This window comes from Streptomyces sp. NPDC026575 (genome assembly GCF_055567415.1).
Map to the genome: position 1 here is coordinate 1 of NZ_JBVHQM010000003.1, position 17,467 is coordinate 17,467.

At 71.4% G+C, this 17,467-nt stretch carries 16 protein-coding genes; 14 read left to right on the forward strand and 2 right to left on the reverse strand.

Translation table 11 applies throughout. The features are described 5' to 3' along the window. Positions 1 to 189: 189 nt before the first annotated feature. Both ACZ4NB_RS04435 and ACZ4NB_RS04440 read right to left on the reverse strand, forming a co-directional pair. Positions 190 to 1,869: a hypothetical protein gene (locus ACZ4NB_RS04435; RefSeq protein ID WP_467658237.1), complete on the reverse strand. Its 1,680-nt coding sequence runs from the start codon at positions 1,867 to 1,869 to the stop codon at positions 190 to 192. A 174-nt stretch (positions 1,870 to 2,043) separates the two neighbouring features. Then, positions 2,044 to 4,242 carry an elongation factor G-like protein EF-G2 gene (locus tag ACZ4NB_RS04440; protein WP_467658238.1) on the reverse strand — a complete coding sequence of 733 codons (2,199 nt, stop codon included), beginning with the start codon at positions 4,240 to 4,242 and terminating at the stop codon, positions 2,044 to 2,046. 262 nt (positions 4,243 to 4,504) lie between these two features. On the opposite strand from ACZ4NB_RS04440, the gene pgsA reads away from it, so the two are divergent. From pgsA to ACZ4NB_RS04510, 14 genes are all read left to right on the forward strand, one after another. Next, positions 4,505 to 5,161 carry a phosphatidylinositol phosphate synthase gene (gene pgsA / locus ACZ4NB_RS04445; protein WP_393487991.1) on the forward strand — a complete coding sequence of 219 codons (657 nt, stop codon included), beginning with the start codon at positions 4,505 to 4,507 and terminating at the stop codon, positions 5,159 to 5,161. Continuing rightward, positions 5,158 to 6,138: a phosphatidylinositol mannoside acyltransferase gene (locus ACZ4NB_RS04450; RefSeq protein WP_467658240.1), complete on the forward strand. Its 981-nt coding sequence runs from the start codon at positions 5,158 to 5,160 to the stop codon at positions 6,136 to 6,138. Before pgsA ends, ACZ4NB_RS04450 begins: the two co-directional genes overlap by 4 nt. A 91-nt stretch (positions 6,139 to 6,229) precedes the next feature. Then, the gene (locus tag ACZ4NB_RS04455; protein WP_467658241.1) at positions 6,230 to 7,390 is read left to right on the forward strand and encodes a glycosyltransferase family 4 protein; all 1,161 of its coding nucleotides are present in this window, start codon (positions 6,230 to 6,232) and stop codon (positions 7,388 to 7,390) included. A gap of 50 nt (positions 7,391 to 7,440) precedes the next feature. Next, on the forward strand, positions 7,441 to 7,986 hold the full coding sequence (locus ACZ4NB_RS04460; RefSeq protein ID WP_393487986.1) for a LemA family protein: 546 nt from the start codon (positions 7,441 to 7,443) through the stop codon (positions 7,984 to 7,986). 158 nt (positions 7,987 to 8,144) lie between these two features. Then, positions 8,145 to 9,056: a pyridoxal 5'-phosphate synthase lyase subunit PdxS gene (gene pdxS, locus ACZ4NB_RS04465; RefSeq protein WP_030067142.1), complete on the forward strand. Its 912-nt coding sequence runs from the start codon at positions 8,145 to 8,147 to the stop codon at positions 9,054 to 9,056. 11 nt (positions 9,057 to 9,067) lie between these two features. Beyond that, the gene (gene pdxT / locus ACZ4NB_RS04470; RefSeq protein ID WP_467658242.1) at positions 9,068 to 9,670 is read left to right on the forward strand and encodes a pyridoxal 5'-phosphate synthase glutaminase subunit PdxT; all 603 of its coding nucleotides are present in this window, start codon (positions 9,068 to 9,070) and stop codon (positions 9,668 to 9,670) included. Positions 9,671 to 9,782: 112 nt separating this feature from the next. Continuing rightward, a complete protein-coding gene (locus tag ACZ4NB_RS04475; RefSeq protein ID WP_033267821.1) occupies positions 9,783 to 10,535 on the forward strand; it encodes a YebC/PmpR family DNA-binding transcriptional regulator in 753 nt (250 codons plus the stop codon). Between the two features lie 176 nt (positions 10,536 to 10,711). Continuing rightward, positions 10,712 to 11,263, forward strand: a complete 552-nt coding sequence (gene ruvC / locus ACZ4NB_RS04480; RefSeq protein WP_467658243.1) for a crossover junction endodeoxyribonuclease RuvC — start codon at positions 10,712 to 10,714, stop codon at positions 11,261 to 11,263. Next, positions 11,260 to 11,880: a Holliday junction branch migration protein RuvA gene (gene ruvA / locus ACZ4NB_RS04485; protein ID WP_467658244.1), complete on the forward strand. Its 621-nt coding sequence runs from the start codon at positions 11,260 to 11,262 to the stop codon at positions 11,878 to 11,880. The genes ruvC and ruvA overlap by 4 nt, the downstream gene beginning before the upstream one ends. Before the next feature lie 79 nt (positions 11,881 to 11,959). After that, positions 11,960 to 13,048: a Holliday junction branch migration DNA helicase RuvB gene (gene ruvB / locus ACZ4NB_RS04490; RefSeq protein WP_467658246.1), complete on the forward strand. Its 1,089-nt coding sequence runs from the start codon at positions 11,960 to 11,962 to the stop codon at positions 13,046 to 13,048. A gap of 211 nt (positions 13,049 to 13,259) precedes the next feature. Next, positions 13,260 to 13,739 (forward strand): preprotein translocase subunit YajC, encoded by a 480-nt coding sequence (gene yajC, locus ACZ4NB_RS04495; RefSeq protein ID WP_467658642.1) that lies wholly within the window; start codon positions 13,260 to 13,262, stop codon positions 13,737 to 13,739. A 147-nt stretch (positions 13,740 to 13,886) separates the two neighbouring features. Continuing rightward, entirely contained in the window at positions 13,887 to 15,665 is a 1,779-nt protein-coding gene (gene secD, locus ACZ4NB_RS04500) for a protein translocase subunit SecD (protein ID WP_467658247.1), read from the forward strand. A gap of 1 nt (position 15,666) precedes the next feature. Continuing rightward, complete coding sequence (secF, locus tag ACZ4NB_RS04505; RefSeq protein WP_467658249.1) at positions 15,667 to 16,788, forward strand: protein translocase subunit SecF; 1,122 nt, start codon at positions 15,667 to 15,669, stop codon at positions 16,786 to 16,788. After that, the gene (locus tag ACZ4NB_RS04510; RefSeq protein ID WP_467658250.1) at positions 16,785 to 17,333 is read left to right on the forward strand and encodes an adenine phosphoribosyltransferase; all 549 of its coding nucleotides are present in this window, start codon (positions 16,785 to 16,787) and stop codon (positions 17,331 to 17,333) included. The genes secF and ACZ4NB_RS04510 overlap by 4 nt, the downstream gene beginning before the upstream one ends. Positions 17,334 to 17,467 lie beyond the last annotated feature (134 nt).

Sequence of the window (17,467 nt, forward strand, 5' to 3'; positions counted from 1 at the left end):
TCTGGTGCGGTGCATCGCAAGGCGCCGGAGCGTCTCGATAGCGGAGCTATCGGGATGATTCGGCAACGCCGCGAGGTGCCGTGCCAGACGCCGCGAGCCCGGCCATGACCCATCGGACAGGCCCTAGGCCACACGCAGCTGGGGCCTGCCCGGCCAGAGCGCCGGACAGGCCCCAGGGGGCGAGGACCGCTATGCGCGGTACTCGTCGGCCTTCTGCGGTTCCACACCCTGGATCATGCCGCTGAGCACCAGGGAGCGGTTGGTGAAGCGCTCGGTGTCCACGCCGTTGTCCTTCAGGACGTTCATCGCGGCGGCGTGGACCGTGCGCAGGACCGGGGTCGCGGCGCGCAGCGCGTCGTCGGCCATGAAGCGGTGCCGCCAGGGCTTGTCGGCCCAGACGTGCCGCAGCCCGAACGGCTCGGGGAGCGTCAGCTTGCCGCCCAGGAAGTCCAGGACCGGCGGGAACCAGGTCAGCGGGGCCCGCGCGGCGAGCCGGACCACCTCCTGCGGCTCGATCAGCGGCAGGTGCTGGGTCTTGGTCTCCCAGAACTTGACGACCTTGGCGACGTCCTTGGTCTTCGGCTCCGGCTTCGTCGTGAACAGGCCGTTGACCGGGCCGAGGGCGTGGCCGGTCACCTCGATGCGCAGCGTCTCGTGCAGCACCGTGACGGTGATCATCAACGTGATCACCAACTGGCCGTCCCACAGCACGAACTGGACGCCGAGGTAGTGGCGGTTGCCGCTGCCGAACTGCTGGTCGTTGCAGATCCGCTCTATCTCGTGGCCGCGGATCTGGTACGCCTCGACATGCGTGCCCTCCGGACGGCTGACGGCGCCGGCCTTCTCGCCGACCGGCGAGACGATCCAGTGGCGGACGGAGGGCGTCGGGAAGCCGCCGGTGTGCAGCGGGCTGCGCTCCAGCAGCCGCAGCTTGTCGTGGATCGCGCGGATCACGTCCCAGCTGCGGAACGGGTTGATCTCCGTGCCCTCCTGCGCCGGCTTGAGCTCCTCGGCCAGCTGCCAGCTGCCCCAGCGGGTGCCCATGCCGAGTATGCCCTTGGGGCCGGCGTAGAAGACGACATTGCTGTTCTGCTCGGCGGTGACCTTCGCCAGATTCTGTCGAAGGGTCTCGGCGGCGATCTCGTTCGGATCCTGCGGCACCGCCTCGGGGATCTTGGCGGCCACCCCGCCGCCCTCCAGCAGCCCCTTCCACGACTCCCGCATCGCCACCGCGGTCTTCTCGCAGATCTGCTTGGCCAGCCACCAGCCGACCACCGGGGCGACGACCATGGCCCGGGCGTACATCGGCCAGAAGCCGTTCATCGGCAGCTTGACCATGAAGACCAGGGCGACACCGGCGAGCACGGTCAGCAGCACCGCGCCGAGCAGCGAGACGCCCTTGCCCTCGCCGTCCTTGGAGAGCATCTTGCGCAGCTGGAAGACGCCCAGCCACAGCAGCACACCGGGCAGGAACAGCAGCCCGAACAGCACCATCAGCACCGTCAGCTTGATGTCCCGCTGCTTGCGCACGCGGGTGGCCGACAGGCAGTGCTCGACGATCGTCTGCGGCTCGACCCCGAACGACTGGATGAGCGGCTTGCGGCCGCCGCCGAGCATCCGCACCTGCACGGCGCGCGAGAACGCCTCGCCGAGATTGGGCGCGAACAGCGACAGCTTCGGCTTCTTGATCTCGGACTTGCCCGAGTCGGAGTCCGCCTTGGAGATATCGGCCAGCGGGCTGTCCCGATAGGCGGCCGAGGCCAGCGCCTGGGTCGCCGCCGTCTGCCCGGCGCTCCCCGAGAGCGGCACCTGCGCCCCTGGGCTGAAGTCGAACCCGTCTGCCACTACCGCCCCCCACACCGCTCGCATCCGATGATGCGGCTCTTCCCGGCTTCCGCCGACGGCACACCTGCAAGGAGCCGGTGGCCGACGCGTCCCGTCGCCGAGCGCACGGCCCGACGACAAGGTTCTCAGCGTACAGCCGCCGTCCAGCCCAAGGGGGGTGAGCCGGACAGCGGCCGATGATGGCTGACCGGGCGTCAACTACCCGCCGTTCTCGGCCTCTTCCCGAACCTTGGCGGCCAACTGCGGCGGCATCGGCTCATGTCGTACATACATGCGGGAGAACCGCCCGCTGCCGTGCGAGAGCGAACGCAGATCGATCGCGTACCGGCCGATCTCGATCTCCGGTACCTCCGCGCGCACCACCGTGCGGCCCGCCCCGGACTGCTCGGTGCCCACCACCCGGCCGCGCCGGCCCGACAGATCGCTCATCACCGGGCCGACGAATTCGTCCGGAACCAGCACGCTCACCTCGCAGACCGGTTCGAGCAGATCGATCCGGACGTCGGCGGCCGCCTCGCGCAGCGCCAGCGCGCCCGCCGTCTGGAACGCGGCGTCCGAGGAGTCGACCGAGTGCGCCTTGCCGTCGAGCAGCGTGACGCGGATGTCGACGAGCGGATGCCCGGCGGCCACCCCGCGCGCGGCCTGGGCGCGCACGCCCTTCTCGACGGACGGGATGAACTGCCGGGGGACCGCGCCGCCCACGACCTTGTCCACGAACTCGATGCCGGAGCCGCCCGGCAGCGGTTCCACCTCGATCTCGCAGATCGCGAACTGCCCGTGCCCACCGGACTGCTTCACATGGCGCCCGCGGCCGGCCGACGCCTCGCCGAAGGTCTCCCGGAGCGGCACCCTGTGCGCGACCGTGTCCACCTTGACGCCGTAGCGGGTGCGCAGCCGCTCCAGCGCCACGTCGACATGCGCCTCGCCCAGGCACCACAGCACCACCTGGTGCGTGTCCTGATGGTGCTCCAGACGCATCGTCGGATCCTCCGCCACCAGCCGGGCCAGCCCCTGCGAGAGCTTGTCCTCGTCGGCCTTGCTGTGCGCCCGGATGGCGACCGGCAGCAGGGGGTCGGGCATCGTCCAGGGCTCCATCAGGAGCGGGCCGTCCTTGTCGGAGAGGGTGTCGCCGGTCTCGGCGCGCGACAGCTTCGCCACACACGCCAGATCCCCGGCGATCGCCTGCGGCAGCGGACGCTGCTGCTTGCCGAACGGGGCCGACAGAGCCCCGACCCGCTCGTCGACGTCATGGTCCTCATGGCCCCGGTCCTGCAGGCCGTGGCCCGAGACATGCACCGTGTCGTCCGGGCGCAGGGTGCCGGAGAAGACCCGGACCAGCGAGATCCGGCCGACGTAGGGGTCGGAGGAGGTCTTGACCACCTCGGCCGCCAGCGGGCCGTCCGGATCGCAGCTCAGCGCCGGGCGCGGGGCGCCCTCCGGGGTGGTCACCTCGGGCGCCTCCCGCTCCGCGGGCGTCGGGAAGCCGCCGGTGATCAGCTCCAGCAGCTCCACGGTGCCCAGCCCCTGCTTGGCGCCGTCGGGCGCCGGGGCGGCGGCCAGTACGGGGTGGAAGGTGCCGCGCGCGACCGCCGTCTCCAGATCCCCGACGAGGGTCTTGATGTCGATGTCCTCGCCGCCGAGGTAGCGGTCCATCAGGGACTCGTCCTCGCTCTCGGCGATGATCCCCTCGATGAGGCGGTTGCGGGCCTCCTCGATCAGCGGCAGCTCCTCCGCCGTCGGCTCGCGCTCGGCGCGCTCACCGGACGAATAGTCGAAGACCCGCCGGGAGAGCAGGCCGATCAGGCCGTGCACGGGGGAGTGGCCGTCGGCGCCCGGTGTCCCGTACAGCGGCAGGTACAGCGGCAGCACTGCGTCCGGGTCCTCGCCGCCGAACGCGGTCCGGCACTGCTCGGTCATCTCGTGGAAGTCGGAGCGGGACGCCTCCAGATGCGTGATGACCAGGGCCCGCGGCATCCCGACGGCCGCGCACTCGTCCCAGACCATGCGGGTCGCACCGGCCACGCCGTCGGCCGCCGAGACAACGAAGAGGGCCGCGTCCGCTGCGCGCAGACCGGCCCTGAGTTCCCCGACGAAATCGGCGTATCCGGGGGTGTCCAAAATATTGATCTTGATTCCGCCCCAGTCCACCGGGACCAGGGAGAGCTGTACGGAGCGTTGCTGACGGTGTTCGATCTCGTCGTAGTCCGACAGACAGCCGCCGTCCTCGACCCGGCCCGCCCGATTGACCGCGCCGGATGCCAGCGCGAGGGCCTCGACCAGAGTGGTCTTTCCCGATCCGCTGTGGCCGACCAGCACCACATTGCGCAGGGCCGTGGGCTGGTCGGCCGCTGATGCCCTTCCGGCGGCTCCCGGGTTCGTACTCGACTTCTCGCTCATGTGTCTCGCCTCCAGGTCGACACTTTGCGGTGATTCGAGCTTTCCACCGAGGTCATCATGCGTCCATACATGGCGCAAGAGCCCGGTCCCGCCAAGGGCTGTGCGGCCCGATCCGTACGCCGGGAGGCGCGCAACCGCAGCCCCGAGCCGCCGCATGCACCCTGCGCCGCGATGCCTTCGCGGCCGCCCGGGGCCTCGTGGCTACGATGGGCCAGCCGGTGGCCCCTTGACCGCGCGGCCCGTATCGACCTCCGGGAAGGCCATGCTGAACAAGTACGCGCGTGCTTTCTTCACGCGTGTTCTCACGCCGTTCGCCGCCCTGCTCATCCGTATCGGCGTCAGCCCGGACGCGGTCACCCTCGTCGGAACCGGAGGCGTGGTGGCCGGCGCCCTGGTCTTCTACCCGCAGGGCGAGTTCTTCTGGGGCACGGTCGTCATCACCCTCTTCGTCTTCTCCGACCTGGTCGACGGCAACATGGCGCGGCAGCTCGGCCGCTCCAGCCGCTGGGGCGCCTTCCTCGACTCCACCCTCGACCGGGTCGCCGACTCCGCGATCTTCGGCGGGCTCGCCCTCTGGTACGCGGGCCGCGGCGAGAGCCTGATCCTCTGCGCCATGGCGATCTTCTGCCTGGCCAGCGGGCAGGTCGTGTCGTACACCAAGGCGCGGGGCGAGGCCATCGGGCTGCCGGTCGACGTCAACGGGCTGGTCGAGCGCGCCGAGCGGCTGGTCATCACGCTGGTGGCCTGCGGGCTGTCGGGTCTGCACGCCTTCGGCGTGCCCGGCGTCGAGGTCCTGCTGCCGATCGCCCTGTGGATCGTCGGCATCGGCAGCGCCGTCACCCTCGGCCAGCGCGTGGTGACGGTACGCCGGGAGTCGGCCGAGGCCGACGCCATCGCACAAGGGGGGAACAGCGCATGAGCGCACGCAGGACCGGCCTGCCGGGGATCGACACCGACAAGCTCACCGACGCCCTCTACGGCCTGGGCTGGAGCACCGTCAAGAAGCTGCCCGAAGGCGTCGCGGTACGCCTCGGCCGGCGGATCGCCGACACGGTCTGGAAGCGCCGCGGCAAGGGCGTGCGCCGCCTGGAGGCCAACCTCGCCCGGGTGGTCCCGGACGCCTCCGCACAGCGCCTGGCCGAGCTCTCCCGGGCCGGGATGCGCTCGTACATGCGCTACTGGATGGAGTCCTTCCGCCTGCCGGCCTGGAGCAAGGACCGGATAAGGACGGGTTTCGCGCCCGAGGACGTGCACCACCTGGAGGAGGGGCTCAAGAGCGACCGCGGCGTCATCCTCGCCCTGCCCCACATGGGCAACTACGACCTCGCGGGCGTCTGGGTCACCACCAAGCTCAACACCCCCTTCACCACCGTCGCCGAGCGGCTCAAGCCCGAGTCCCTCTACGACCGCTTCGTCGCCTACCGCGAGGGCCTGGGCATGGAGGTGCTGCCGCACACCGGCGGCGCCGCCTTCGGCACGCTCGCCCGGCGGCTGCGCGCCGGCGGCCTGGTTTGCCTGGTCGCCGACCGCGACCTGTCCAGCTCCGGCATCCCGGTCAAGTTCTTCGGCGAGGAGACGAAGATGCCGGCCGGGCCCGCGATGCTCGCCGTGCAGACCGGCGCGATGCTGCTGCCCGTCACCCTCTGGTACGACGAGAGCCCCGTCATGCGCGGCCGGGTCCACCCCGAGATCGAGGTCCCCGAGACCGGCACCCGCGTCGAGAAGGCCGCCCTGATGACCCAGGCGCTCGCCGACACCTTCGCCTCCGGCATCGCCGACCACCCCGAGGACTGGCACATGCTCCAGCGGCTCTGGCTCGCCGACCTGGAGCCGCGCGAGGCGGACGGGTCGGACGAGCCGGGAGGCGGTGCCGCGGTGAGCGAGAGGACACAGTGAGCGTCGCGCCCGCGGCCACCGGGCCGCAGCCGGGTACGAAAGCCGCACCTCTGCGCCGCGGGGGCGGAGAAGCGAACAGAAGGACACAGCAGTGAAGATCGGCATCGTCTGCCCGTACGCCTGGGACGTCCCCGGCGGCGTCCAGTTCCACATCCGGGACCTGGCCGACCACCTGATCCGCCTCGGCCACGAGGTCTCCGTCCTGGCCCCCGCCGACGACGACACCCCGCTCCCGCCGTACGTCGTCTCCGCCGGCCGCGCCGTCCCCGTCCCCTACAACGGCTCGGTCGCCCGCCTCAACTTCGGCTTCCTCTCCGCCGCCCGGGTCCGCCGCTGGCTGCAGAACGGCGCCTTCGACGTCATCCACATCCACGAGCCGGCCTCGCCCTCACTGGGCCTGCTCTCCTGCTGGGCCGCCCAGGGCCCCATCGTGGCGACCTTCCACACCTCCAACCCGCGCTCGCGGGCGATGATCGCCGCGTACCCGATCCTGCAGCCCGCCCTGGAGAAGATCAGCGCCCGCGTCGCGGTCAGCGAGTACGCCCGCCGCACCCTCGTCGAACACCTCGGCGGCGACGCGGTGGTCATCCCCAACGGCGTGGACGTCGACTTCTTCGCCCGCGCCGAACCCCGGCCCGAGTGGCAGGGGAGGACCATCGGCTTCATCGGCCGCATCGACGAGCCGCGCAAGGGCCTGCCGGTCCTGATGAAGGCGCTGCCGGCGATCCTCGCCGAGGTGCCCGACGCCCGGCTGCTGGTCGCCGGCCGCGGCGACGAGGACGAGGCCGTCGCCACCCTGCCCCCCGAACTGCGCTCCCGCGTGGAGTTCCTCGGCATGGTCACCGACGAGGACAAGGCCCGGCTGCTGCGCAGCGTCGATGTGTACGTCGCCCCCAACACGGGGGGCGAGTCCTTCGGCATCATCCTCGTGGAGGCGATGTCCGCCGGCGCGCCCGTACTGGCCAGCGACCTCGACGCCTTCGCCCAGGTCCTCGACCAGGGCGAGGCCGGCGAGCTCTTCGCCAACGAGGACGCCGCCGCCCTGGCCGCCGCCGCGGTGCGCCTGCTCGGCGACCCCGCCCGCCTGGCGGAACTCCGCGAGCGCGGCAGCCGCCATGTCCGCCGCTTCGACTGGTCGACCGTCGGCGCCGACATCCTCGCCGTCTACGAGACCGTCACCGCCGGCGCCGCCTCGGTGGCCACCGACGAACGCGTGGGCCTGCGGGCGCGGCGGTGGCTGGCGAAGGACTGACCAGGCGCCGCCCCGGGGGAGCCCACCACGTGCGGGTAACGTGACGGCCCGTGACCACCATCATCTGGATCGCGGTAGCGGTCCTCCTCATCGGCATCTACCTCAGCTGGACGGCCGGCCGCCTGGACCGCCTGCACGCGCGCATCGACGCGGCCCGGGCGGCCCTGGACGCCCAGCTCCTGCGGCGCGCGTCGGTCGCCCAGGAGGTCGGCACGTCGGGAGTCCTGGACCCCGCGGCCTCGATCGTGCTCTATCAGGCGGCGCACGAGGCCCGGCAGGCCGAGGAGGACCACCGCGAGGTCGCGGAGAGCGAGCTGAGCCAGGCGCTGCGGGCGATCTTCGCCGAGGAGGGGCAGCTGGAGGCCGTACGGGAGGCGCCGGGCGGCGAGCGGACGGTCACCGAGCTCACCGCCGCGGTCCGCCGCGTCCCGATGGCCCGCCGCTTCCACAACGACGCCGTACGGGCCGCCCGCGCCGTCCGCCGCCACCGGGTGGTGCGGGTCTTCCGGCTGGCGGGGCACGCGCCGTTCCCGCTGGCCTTCGAGATGGACGACGAGCCGCCGGCCGTCCTCGACGACCGCTCGGCCGGCAACTGAGCGCGCGCCGCCGGGCGGCACCCCCGGGCCCCGGCCGCGGTCGCTGCGACTGGCCGCCGCAACGAGCCACCGGCCTTGAATTGGCCCTTTTCTCCGGTCCCGCACAAAGGGTTGTGTGGTCGGCACGTTCCACCACCCGCACTGAGTGAGGTCAAACCGTGTCCAGCACGCCCACCACGCCCCAGAACCCCGAGACCGGGACCGCGCGCGTCAAGCGCGGCATGGCCGAGCAGCTCAAGGGCGGCGTGATCATGGACGTCGTCACGCCGGAAGAGGCGAAGATCGCCGAGGACGCGGGCGCCGTCGCCGTCATGGCCCTGGAGCGGGTCCCCGCCGACATCCGCAAGGACGGCGGCGTGGCCCGTATGTCGGACCCCGACATGATCGACGGCATCATCGACGCCGTCTCCATCCCGGTCATGGCCAAGTCCCGCATCGGCCACTTCGTCGAGGCCCAGGTCCTGCAGTCCCTCGGTGTCGACTACATCGACGAGTCCGAGGTCCTCACCCCGGCCGACGAGGTCAACCACTCCGACAAGTGGGCCTTCACCACCCCCTTCGTGTGCGGTGCCACCAACCTGGGCGAGGCGCTGCGCCGGATCGCCGAGGGCGCCGCCATGATCCGCTCCAAGGGCGAGGCCGGCACCGGCAACGTCGTCGAGGCGGTCCGCCACCTGCGCCAGATCAAGGGCGAGATCGCCAAGCTGCGCGGCTGCGACAACAACGAGCTGTACGCCGCCGCCAAGGAGCTGCGCGCCCCGTTCGAGCTGGTCAAGGAGGTCGCCGAGCTCGGCAAGCTGCCGGTCGTGCTGTTCTCCGCCGGCGGTGTGGCCACCCCGGCCGACGCGGCCCTGATGCGCCAGCTCGGCGCCGAGGGCGTGTTCGTCGGCTCCGGCATCTTCAAGTCCGGCGACCCGGCCAAGCGCGCCGCCGCGATCGTGAAGGCCACCACCTTCTACGACGACCCGAAGGTCATCGCGGACGTCTCCCGCAACCTGGGCGAGGCCATGGTCGGCATCAACTGCGACACCCTCCCCGAGGCCGAGCGCTACGCCAACCGCGGCTGGTAGGAACCGAGGCGATGAGCACCCCCACCATCGGTGTGCTGGCCCTCCAGGGCGACGTCCGTGAGCACGTCAAGGCGCTCACGGACGCCGGCGCCCAGGCGCGGCCGGTACGCCGCCCCGAGGAGCTGGACCAGGTCGACGGCCTGGTCATACCGGGCGGCGAGTCCACCACGATGTCCAAGCTGGCGGTCGTCTTCGGCATGCTGGAGCCGCTGCGCGCGTTCGTGCGGGCGGGCCGGCCGGTCTACGGGACCTGCGCCGGCATGATCATGGTCGCGGACAAGCTGCTGGACGCCCGGGAGGACCAGGAGACGCTCGGCGGCATCGACATGATCGTCCGCCGTAACGCGTTCGGGCGGCAGAACGAGTCCTTCGAGGCGGCCATCGACGTCGCCGGCATCCCCGGCGGACCGGTCGAGGGCGTCTTCATCCGGGCGCCCTGGGTCGAGTCGGTCGGCGGCGCGGTCGAGGTCCTGGCCACGTACGACGGCCACACCGTGGCGGTCCGGCAGGGTAACGTCCTGGCCACGTCGTTCCATCCGGAGCTGACCGGTGACCACCGCGTCCACGCGCTGTTCGTGGACATGGTGCGCGGCAGCCGGCAGGAGCGCGCGTAGCTCCATGAGCGGCGGTGGCCGGGTGACGGGCGGGAGTGACACCGTGTGACCTGGCCCCGGTAGGATCTATGGCGTTCGGTTCAGAAGTTGGTTACGCGAAGGAGACAGGCGGATGTCCGGCCACTCTAAATGGGCTACGACGAAGCACAAGAAGGCCGTGATCGATGCCAAGCGCGGCAAGCTCTTCGCGAAGCTGATCAAGAACATCGAGGTCGCGGCCCGTACGGGCGGTGCCGACCCGGACGGCAACCCGACCCTCTTCGACGCCATCCAGAAGGCCAAGAAGAGCTCGGTGCCCAACAAGAACATCGACTCCGCGGTCAAGCGCGGTGCGGGTCTTGAGGCCGGCGGCGCCGACTACGAGACCATCATGTACGAGGGCTACGGCCCCAACGGTGTCGCGGTGCTGATCGAGTGCCTCACCGACAACCGCAACCGCGCCGCCTCGGACGTGCGCGTCGCCATGACCCGCAACGGCGGTTCGATGGCCGACCCGGGCTCGGTGTCGTACCTGTTCAACCGCAAGGGCGTGGTGATCGTCCCCAAGGGTGAACTTTCCGAGGACGACGTGCTGGGCGCGGTGCTGGACGCCGGTGCCGAGGAGGTCAACGACCTCGGTGAGTCCTTCGAGGTGCTCAGCGAGGCCACCGACCTGGTCGCGGTCCGCACCGCCCTCCAGGAGGCCGGTATCGACTACGACTCGGCGGACGCCAACTTCGTCCCGACCATGCAGGTCGAGCTGGAGGAAGAGGGCGCGCGCAAGATCTTCAAGCTGATCGACGCGCTGGAGGACAGCGACGACGTGCAGAACGTCTTCGCCAACTTCGACGTCTCGGACGACGTGATGGCCAAGGTCGACGCCTGATCCGGTAGTCCGCGCGGCGGCGCCGCCGCCGTTCGCACACGGGCCGACGGGGAACACACCCCCGTCGGCCCGTCGCGTTGTCAGTGGCAGCCGATACTGTGCTGAGCAGGGGATCTCCGCCCCTCCCGCGGGGGGAACGGGGGACGAAAGCGGTACGGCATGAGGGGAGGGGCGCCGTGAAGGTGCTCGGGGTGGACCCGGGGCTGACCCGGTGCGGGGTCGGCGTGGTGGAAGGTCTCGCCGGACGCCCGCTGAAGATGGTCGGCGTCGGCGTCGTCCGCACCCCGCCCGATGCCGAGATCGCCCAGCGGCTGGTCCTCATCGAGCGCGGCATCGACGAGTGGCTGGACGCCCACCGCCCCGAATACGTCGCCGTGGAGCGGGTCTTCAGCCAGCACAACGTCCGTACGGTCATGGGCACCGCCCAGGCCAGCGCGGTCGCCATGCTGTGCGCGGCCCGCCGCGGCCTGCCGGTCGCGCTGCACACCCCCAGCGAGGTCAAGGCGGCCGTCACGGGCTCGGGCCGGGCCGACAAGGCCCAGGTCGGCGCCATGGTGACGCGCCTGCTGCGGCTCGACGCACCACCGAAGCCGGCCGACGCCGTCGACGCCCTCGCCCTCGCCATCTGCCACATCTGGCGGGCTCCCGCGGTCAACCGCCTCCAGCAGGCCCAGGCCGCCGCCCGCCGCACCTCCGCTCCCGTCCGCACGCTGAAGGGCACCCGATGATCGCCTTTGTCTCCGGCCCGGTCGCGGCCCTGGCCCCCGATTCCGCCGTCGTCGAGGTCGGCGGTATCGGCATGGCCGTCCAGTGCACCCCGAACACGCTCTCCGCGCTGCGCATCGGAGCCCCGGCCAAGCTCGCCACCTCCCTCGTCGTCCGCGAGGACTCCCTCACGCTCTACGGCTTCGCCGACGACGACGAGCGCCAGACGTTCGAGCTGCTGCAGACGGCCAGCGGCGTGGGCCCCCGGCTCGCCCAGGCCATGCTCGCGGTGCACACCCCGGACGCGCTGCGCCGTGCCGTCTCCACGGGTGACGAGAAGGCGCTCACCGCCGTCCCCGGCATCGGCAAGAAGGGCGCCCAGAAGCTGCTGCTGGAGCTGAAGGACCGGCTCGGCGAGCCGGTCGGCAGCGGGCGGCCCGCGATCGGCACCGCCGTCACCGCCGGCTGGCGCGATCAGCTGCAGGCCGCCCTGATCGGGCTCGGCTACGCCACCCGCGAGGCGGACGAGGCGGTCTCCGCGGTCGCCCCGCAGGCCGAGGAGGCGGTCGCCGCCGGCGGCGCGCCCCAGGTGCCGCAGCTGCTCAAGGCCGCCCTGCAGACGCTGAACCGCGCCCGGTGACCGCCGCCCGGCCCGCGAGCCCCCGACCGTACGACCACGCAGGCGGCCCGGCCGCCCCGACCCCGCGAGGCAATCCGCAGTGAACTGGGACGACACCGCACCGCCCACCGAGGACACCGCCCCCGGTGGCCCCGACCGGCTGGTCGGAGCCGACGCGGACGGCGAGGACACCGCCGTCGAGGCCGCGCTGCGGCCCAAGGACCTCGCCGAGTTCGTGGGCCAGGAGCGGGTGCGCGAACAGCTCGACCTGGTGCTGCGGGCCGCCCGCGCCCGCGGCGCCACCGCCGACCACGTCCTGCTGTCCGGCGCGCCGGGCCTCGGCAAGACGACCCTGTCGATGATCATCGCCGCCGAGATGGGCGCCCCCATCCGGATCACCTCCGGCCCCGCCATCCAGCACGCCGGCGATCTCGCCGCGATCCTCTCCTCCCTCCAGGAGGGCGAGGTCCTCTTCCTCGACGAGATCCACCGGATGTCCCGGCCCGCCGAGGAGATGCTCTACATGGCGATGGAGGACTTCCGCGTCGACGTCATCGTCGGCAAGGGCCCGGGCGCCACCGCCATCCCTCTCGAACTCCCGCCGTTCACCCTGGTCGGCGCCACGACCAGGGCCGGACTGCTGCCGCCCCCGCTGCGCGACCGCTTCGGCTTCACCGCCCATATGGAGTTCTACGCCCCCGCCGAGCTCCAGCGGGTCATCCACCGCTCGGCCGGCCTGCTCGACGTCGAGATAGAAGCCGACGGCGCCGCCGAGATCGCCGGCCGCTCCCGCGGCACGCCCCGTATCGCCAACCGCCTGCTGCGCCGCGTCCGCGACTACGCCCAGGTCAAGGCCGACGGCCGGATCACCCGCGAGATCGCCTCCCAGGCCCTCGACGTCTACGAGGTCGACGCCCGTGGCCTGGACCGCCTGGACCGCGCCGTGCTCACGGCCCTGCTGAAGCTCTTCGGCGGCGGTCCGGTGGGCCTGTCCACCCTCGCGGTCGCCGTGGGGGAGGAGCGCGAGACGGTCGAGGAGGTCGCCGAGCCGTTCCTCGTGCGGGAGGGGCTGCTCGCCCGGACCCCCAGGGGGCGCATCGCGACCCCGGCGGCCTGGGCCCATCTCGGGCTGGTCCCGCCCCAGCAGCAATCGGGAGGAAGCGGACAGCAGGGCTTGTTCGGGCCCTGACGGCGCGGAGACTCGCCCGGTCAGGAACTGCGGTGCGATGCTGGGCGTTGTTCCACTGGTGGGGACTCGCTTAGACTCCGCCGATGCCGTCCGTAGGGGCCGGCATACCCACCCCCGCTATATGAGACCGCGCAGCTGCGGTCGTGCGAAGGATTTCCGTCCCGTGCCCAATATCGTGACTCTCCTCCCCTTCATCGTCCTCATCGGGGCCATGTTCCTGATGACGCGGTCCGCCAAGAAGAAGCAGCAGGCGGCCGCGCAGATGCGCGATGAGATGCAGGCCGGCACCGGCGTCCGGACGATCGGCGGCATGTACGCCACCGTCAAGGAAGTCCACGAGGACACCGTCCTCCTGGAGGTCGCCCCCGGCGTGCACGCCATCTATGCCAAGAACGCCATCGGCGCGGTGATCCCGGACGAGGAGTACAACCGCATCCTGGACGGTGCCGAGGCGGACCACGGCGACGCGCCGGTCGTCCCGGACGACGCCTCCTCGCTGACCGACGACGCCGCCACCGAAACGGCTGACAAGGCCGCCAAGATCGACATGGGCAAGGCCGAGACCCCGGCCGCCGACAAGCCCGCCGGCGACGCCGCGGCCGAGCAGGACGCCGAGGACGCCGAGGGCACCGCCAAAGCGGACACCGACGCCGCCAAGGACGACAAGAAGACCGGCGGCGACGCGAAGTAGTCCATCCCACGGAACCGCGGGGCATGTTGAGTCGTGCACCGCGGTTCCGGGACGGTTTAGGCTCCGGCGGGGGCAGGTCCGCACAAGACTTCGTGGCCGCTCGGCCGACACCCCGGGCCGAGGGGTTGGACAGGGAGAAACGAGAAGGTGGCAGCACCGAAGAAGGGCCGCAGGGCGCCCGCGAGCCAAGGGCATCCGGGCCGCACCCTGATCCTGGTCCTGATCGCGATGGTGGGGCTGATCGGAGGCATGTTCTACTCCGGCACGCTGACGCCCCGCCTGGGCATCGACCTGGCGGGCGGCACCAGCTTCACGCTGGCGGCCCAGAACCAGCCGGGCAAGCCCAACGCGATCAACGAGACCAACATGAACACCGCCGCCGGCATCATGGAGCGACGGGTCAACGGTCTCGGCGTGACCGAGTCCGAGGTCCAGACGCAGGGCAGCAACCACATCATCGTGAACATCCCCAAGGGGACGGACGCGAAGCAGGCCCGCCAGCAGGTCGGTACCACCGCCCAGCTCGGGTTCCGGCCGGTGCTGACCACCACCGTGGGCACCAAGACGCCCGAGCCGAGCCCCTCCAAGAGCGGCGCCGGCGACAAGGGCAAGGGCAAGGACGACAAGGCGTCCGGCGACAAGGCCAAGGACCAGCCGGGCACCCAGCAGAACGCCTCGTCCTCGCCGAGCGCCAAGCCGACGACGCAGGGCCGCGCCGTGACGGACGCCCTGAAGAAGGCGCCGTCCGCGAAGCCCACCCCGTCGGGCAAGCCCTCCGCGCCTCCGACGCCGCCGGCGCTCCCCGGCGCCGAGGAGATCCCCCCGGCCCTCCAGAAGCAGCTGAACGCGCTGGACTGCTCCACGAAGAAGAGCCGCGCCGCGGCCGGTGAGAAGGCCGCCGGCGCCAAGCCGTCCGACCCGATCGTGGCCTGCAAGGACGACGGCACCCAGAAGTACGTGCTGGGTCCGATCGCGGTCGAGGGCACCGACGTCAAGGGCGCCAAGGCCGTCTTCGACAGCCAGCAGGGCCAGGGCTGGATCGTCCAGATGGACTTCACCTCCGACGGCGGCAAGAAGTTCGCGGACATCACCGGCAAGCTCGCCACCAAGGCCCAGCCGCAGAACCAGTTCGCGATCGTCCTGGACGGCGCGGTGGTCTCCGACCCGCGGGTCAGGGAGCAGCTCAACGGCGGCAACGCCACCATCTCCGGCGGCTTCACCCAGCAGTCCGCCGAGGACCTCGGCAACATGCTGTCCTACGGTGCGCTGCCCCTCTCCTTCAAGATCGACGACGAGACCACGGTCACCGCGGCCCTCGGCGGCGAGCAGCTGCACGCCGGTCTGATCGCCGGTGCCATCGGCCTCGCCCTGGTCGTCGTCTACCTGATCGCCTACTACCGGGGGCTGGCGCTGGTCGCGCTGGCGAGCCTGTGCGTCTCGGCGATCCTGACGTACACGATCATGACGCTGCTCGGACCGGCCATCGGGTTCGCGCTGAACCTCCCGGCGGTCTGCGGCGCCATCGTCGCCATCGGTATCACCGCCGACTCGTTCATCGTCTACTTCGAACGCATCCGGGACGAGATCCGCGAGGGCCGCACCCTGCGTCCGGCCGTCGAGCGCGGCTGGCCCCGGGCCCGCCGCACGATCCTGGTCTCCGACTTCGTGTCGTTCCTGGCCGCCGCGGTGCTGTTCATCGTCACCGTCGGCAAGGTGCAGGGCTTCGCCTTCACCCTCGGCCTGACCACCGTCCTCGACGTCGTGGTGGTCTTCCTCTTCACCAAGCCCCTGATGACGCTGCTGGCCCGGCGGAAGTTCTTCTACGAGGGCCACTCCTGGTCCGGCCTCGATCCCCAGCGCCTGGGCGCCAGGCCACCGCTGCGCCGCCGCCGCGGCACCGCCCCCACCCAGACGAAGGAGGCGTGAGATGTCCAAGCTCGGAAACATCGGCGCCCGGCTCTACCGCGGCGAGGTCGGCTACGACTTCATCGGCAAGCGGAAGATCTGGTACGGCATCTCGATCCTCATCACCATCACGGCCATCGTCGGCCTGGCGGTGCGCGGTCTGAACATGGGCATCGAGTTCTCCGGCGGCGCGGTCTTCACCACCCCGTCCACCTCCGTGTCCGCCTCCGAGGCCCAGCACCAGGCCGAGTCGGCGGCGGGCGGCCACCAGGCCGTCGTGCAGAAGCTCGGCGACGGCGCGCTGCGCATCCAGATCAGCGGTCTGGACACCAAGCAGGCGGTGCCGGTCCAGGAGGAGCTGGCCAAGGACCTGAACATCCCGGTCAAGGACGTCAACACCCAGCTGGTCGGCCCGAGCTGGGGCGAGCAGATCGCCAACAAGGCATGGCTGGGCCTGGGGATCTTCATGGTCCTCGTGGTGATCTATCTGGCCATCGCCTTCGAATGGCGGATGGCGCTCGCCGCCCTGATCGCGCTGATCCACGACCTCACGATCACGGTCGGCGTCTACGCCCTGGTCGGCTTCGAGGTCACGCCCGGCACGGTCATCGGTCTGCTGACCATCCTCGGTTACTCCCTGTACGACACGGTCGTCGTCTTCGACAGCCTCAAGGAAGCCTCCAAGGACATCACCAAGCAGACCCGCTTCACCTACAGCGAGATCGCCAACCGCTCCATCAACAGCACGCTGGTCCGCTCCATCAACACCACCGTGGTGGCGCTGCTCCCGGTCGCCGGTCTGCTGTTCGTCGGCGGCGGCGTGCTGGGCGCGGGCATGCTCAACGACATCTCGCTGGCCCTGTTCGTCGGTCTGGCCGCCGGTGCGTACTCCTCGATCTTCATCGCCACCCCGCTGGTCGCGGACTTCAAGAACGCCGAGCCGGAGATGAAGGCGCTGGCCAAGCGGGTCAAGGCCAAGCGCGCCGCCGCGGCGGCCAAGGGCGCGAGCCAGGAGGAGCCGCAGGACGCCGTCCCCGGCGGGGCGGACGCGGACGACGAGGCGGACGCCGCGGTCGTCGGTCCGCGCCGGCAGCCCTCCACCCGCCCCCGCGGACGCGGCCGCTCGTCGGGCAAGCGCCGATGAGTTCTTCCGCGGCCCTTCAGGAACTGCTGCTCAGCCGGATCACCGATGTCCCGGACTATCCGAAGCCGGGCGTGATGTTCAAGGACATCACCCCGCTGCTGTCCGACCCGGCGGCCTTCGGCGCGCTCACCGACGCCTTCGCCGAGCTGTGCGTGCGGCATCGGGCCGACAAGGTGGTGGGCCTGGAGGCGCGCGGCTTCATACTCGCCGCCCCCGTGGCGGTCCGCGCCGGCATCGGCTTCGTCCCCGTACGCAAGGCCGGCAAGCTGCCCGGCGCGACGCTGGGCCAGGGCTACGAGCTGGAGTACGGCACCGCCGAGATCGAGATCCACGCCGACGCACTGGCCCCGGGCGACCGGGTGCTGGTCATCGACGACGTGCTCGCCACCGGCGGCACCGCCGACGCCTCGGTGCAGCTCATCCGCCGCGCGGGCGCCGAGGTCGCCGGCCTGGCGGTGCTGCTGGAGCTGGGCTTCCTGGCCGGTCGGCAGCGGTTGCAGCCGGGTCTGCGGGGCGCTCCGCTGGAGGCCCTGATCACGGTCTGAGGCTCTCGCGGGCGGCCGCCGCACACCACAGAAGCAGCAGGGGCATCCGGAAGAATCCGGGTGCCCCTGCTGCTGTGTCATGTACGGACCCATGGCCGCGGGGGAGCCGCCGCCGCGGGCTCGATACCATGGCA